Source organism: Cytophagia bacterium CHB2, from assembly GCA_030263535.1.
GTDB lineage: Bacteria > Zhuqueibacterota > Zhuqueibacteria > Zhuqueibacterales > Zhuqueibacteraceae > Coneutiohabitans.
Map to the genome: position 1 here is coordinate 1 of SZPB01000526.1, position 3,315 is coordinate 3,315.

Here is a 3,315-nt window from a genome sequence, read left to right on the forward strand (position 1 = left end):
ATCACGACGATGGGCGCCCTCGCGGCCGCGGAGAAACCCGAGCCGATGCCCCTCAATCCAGAGCGCTACGAGCGGTTGCATCATCAAGCGGACCTCCAGGTCCGCTCGCAAAGCAGCGGCGAGCCGCTACACCGTCATCTCACACCGGAGCGTGCCCTCGGATATGCGCTCCTGCCTCTACCCAGCGAGGGTGATGTCTTCTTCGACCTCGAGGGCGACCCATACGTCGGCGACGACGGGATTGAGTATCTGTGGGGATGGTGTCCAGCGGATGGTGACTACGAATGCATCTGGGCCCATGATCTTGAGGGCGAGAAGCTCGCGTTAGAGCGCTTTGTCGATCGTGTCGTCGAGCTACGCGCGACCCACCCCGACATGCACCTCTTTCACTACGCACCGCACGAGCGGTCGGCATTGCGGTCGATGGCCGTGAAGCACGCCACCCGAGAAGCCGAGGTCGATGACTTGATCAAGCAAGTGCAGCGTGATTTTGCACTGGGAAGATTTTCCCCACGTTTTCATAACAAGCTGCGTGAGCACGGTGTTACGATTCAAGACGCGGAAAGAACAATCGGCAAGCATAGTTATATTGGCCGATATGAAAAGGATGGCAAGGCAATCGGTTTCTTAAATCCACGTAACCATATATTCGTGGTGGAGATCAGACGGCTATCCTACACGTGTGAAAACCTGCTTCATGGCCGAAGATGGCCTCGGTTATCTGTTGCGACAACCGGAAATTGAGCTTATCTGGTCACCAAAGTAGAAACATTCAACCTTTTTACCACTTCAATTTTCAATTATGGTAACCTCACTCTCGTCCAAAAGTACAAAGCAGGCCTTGCAAACGCGGGCGACCGAGCTATTGAATTGGCTTATTGGTTTTCTGCCAGCAACGATTCCACATTCCGCAGAAGAGGCTATTATTGATGACTGTGATGATGTGCATGCGCTTTTTGATCATCGCAGCGAATTGCAAAAGGTGTTGGAAGCAGCCCCGGAAGCGCTCAATCAGATTCAAAAGGAAAAGCTGGCCAAACTTGATCGGGATATCCGGGCTGCTGCATTGCTTTTATTCGGTGCGAGCAAAGGGACGCTTCGCCGTTACCGCGAGGGCAGGTACGACCGCTCGCATTGGTGGTGGTACATTGATGACCTTGTCCGGGAAGCGAATCTTGTGTGCAACAAAACGAAGAAGGGTGTTGAATATGCCGTTTCCGATGAAATGGTCGGTTTACTCAAGGTCGCCGAGGCGCGCCCCTCGTTCAGCCGTCAAGCGAATGCAAGAAAGAAAGTGTCTAACCCAAGGAGGAGCCGTTGAGCATTTTAATCGACAAAAACACCCGCGTGCTGGTGCAGGGCATTACCGGCAATGAAGGCTCGTTTCATGCGCGGCAGATGATGGAATATGGCACGAATGTGGTCGCAGGCGTGGTGCCCGGTAAAGGCGGGCAGACGTTTGACGGCAAGGTTCCCATCTTCAACACCGTTGCCGATGCCGTAAAAGAAGCAGGCGCAAATGCCGCGGCGATTTTCGTCCCGCCCTCGTTTGCCGCCGATGCGATTATGGAATCCGCGGCTGAAGGCGTGCCGTTAATCGTGACGATCACCGAGGGCATTCCCGCAATTGATATGTTGACTGTGAAGGCGTTTTTGAATAAAACCGGCGTGCGCATGATCGGCCCGAATTGCCCGGGGGTGATTTCCCCCGGCAAGTGCAAGATCGGAATCATGCCGGGCTTCATTCATCGTGAAGGCAGTGTCGGCGTCATTTCGCGCAGCGGCACGCTCACGTATGAAGCCGTGAAACAGCTTTCGGATCTCGGAATCGGGCAATCGACATGCATCGGCATTGGCGGTGATCCCGTGATCGGCACGACGCACACCGATGCGCTGAAATTGTTTGCCGAAGATGATGATACCGACGCCGTGGTGTTGATCGGCGAAATCGGCGGCACAGCGGAAGAGGAAGCCGCGGCGTATATCAAAAAACATTTCAACAAACCGGTGGTGGCGTTCATTGCCGGCCGCACCGCGCCGCCCGGACGCCGCATGGGACATGCGGGCGCGATCATCGCCGGTGGCCAGGGCACGGCGGCAGAGAAGATGGCCAAGCTGGAAGAAGCGGGCGCCTCGGTTTGCCAAAGCCCGGCTGAGATTGGCGTGAGGATACAGGCGTTGCTGCAGAAAGTCAAACGCTCGTCGGCTCAAAAGAAAACCTCAACCGTGAAGACACGTGCCAAAGCCAAAACAAAGTCGCCGGTTGCTCGCGGCCCGAGATCGGCGAGAAGATCCGGCGAGTAATAACGCGTGCTTTTTGGATGGGCTTTTGCCCGGTGGTTTATGAAATCAAACTTTCGCTTCAAGTTAAACATGCAGAAAGGAGTTCAACGTTGGAACGTACTCTCGCCATTCTAAAACCGGATTGTGTTTCAGCCAAAAAAATGGGAAAAGTGCTGGATCGCATCGAGCAGGCCGGTTTTCGCATTCTCGGCATGAAAATGGTTCGCCTAACGCCGGAAACCGCCGGCAAGTTTTATGAAGTTCACAAAGAGCGGCCGTTCTATAAAGATTTGGTGAGTTTCATGAGCAGTGATCGCGTGGTGCCGTTGGCGCTGGAAAAGGAGAATGCCGTGGCAGACTTTCGCAAACTCATCGGCGCCACCGATCCTGCGCAAGCGGACGCCGGCACCATTCGCAAAGATTTCGCCACCAGCAAGCAAAACAATATCGTGCACGGCTCGGATTCGCCTGAGAATGCGATGATTGAAATTGCGTTTTTCTTTGCGGAACGCGAATTGATCGAGACAAAATAATTCGCTGTTTTGATCGAACTCCGCTGCCCGCCGCGGCGGAGTCAGCGTAAAGCCGCCAGAACACAGGAGACGTTTCATTATGACTTCGGAACAATCGAAATGGGCAGTCGTCGTTGCAGTGGCAGCCCTGTTTGGCTTGATCGCAACCGGCTTGTGGTGGTGGAATCGAAAAGAGGGGGAGGCGGAGAAACCCAAGCCCGCCGCTGCAATTTCTGACATCCAACCGCAGACGGAAATCGCGCCTCCGCCAGCGCCAGTAGAAGAACCGCGTCCGACGGTAGTCGCCACCGGTGAAGACATTTACACCGTACAAGTTTCATCCTGGCAATCCCGCCGGAATGCTGAAACAGATGCGGCGCGCTTCGAAGGCCAGGGGCATGAAGTTTATATTCAACGCGCGAATATTCCGGAGAAAGGCGGCATTTGGTATCGCGTGCGGGTTGGGCGGTTTGCGACGCAGGAAGAGGCGCAAGCCCTGGCGGATGAACTGGTTTATCAG

General features: G+C 54.9%; 5 protein-coding genes. All 5 read left to right on the forward strand.

Going from position 1 to position 3,315, the window contains the following annotated elements:
• Positions 1 to 744, forward strand: a 744-nt coding sequence (locus tag FBQ85_28375) for a hypothetical protein (protein ID MDL1879049.1), incomplete at its 5' end; no start/stop codon positions are given.
• 58 nt (positions 745 to 802) lie between these two features.
• Entirely contained in the window at positions 803 to 1,321 is a 519-nt protein-coding gene (locus FBQ85_28380) for a hypothetical protein (GenBank protein ID MDL1879050.1), read from the forward strand.
• On the forward strand, positions 1,318 to 2,304 hold the full coding sequence (sucD, locus tag FBQ85_28385; GenBank protein ID MDL1879051.1) for a succinate--CoA ligase subunit alpha: 987 nt from the start codon (positions 1,318 to 1,320) through the stop codon (positions 2,302 to 2,304). The genes FBQ85_28380 and sucD overlap by 4 nt, the downstream gene beginning before the upstream one ends.
• An 89-nt stretch (positions 2,305 to 2,393) precedes the next feature.
• A complete protein-coding gene (locus tag FBQ85_28390) occupies positions 2,394 to 2,816 on the forward strand; it encodes a nucleoside-diphosphate kinase (GenBank protein ID MDL1879052.1) in 423 nt (140 codons plus the stop codon).
• 79 nt (positions 2,817 to 2,895) lie between these two features.
• Positions 2,896 to 3,315, forward strand: a 420-nt coding sequence (locus FBQ85_28395; protein MDL1879053.1) for an SPOR domain-containing protein, incomplete at its 3' end; no start/stop codon positions are given.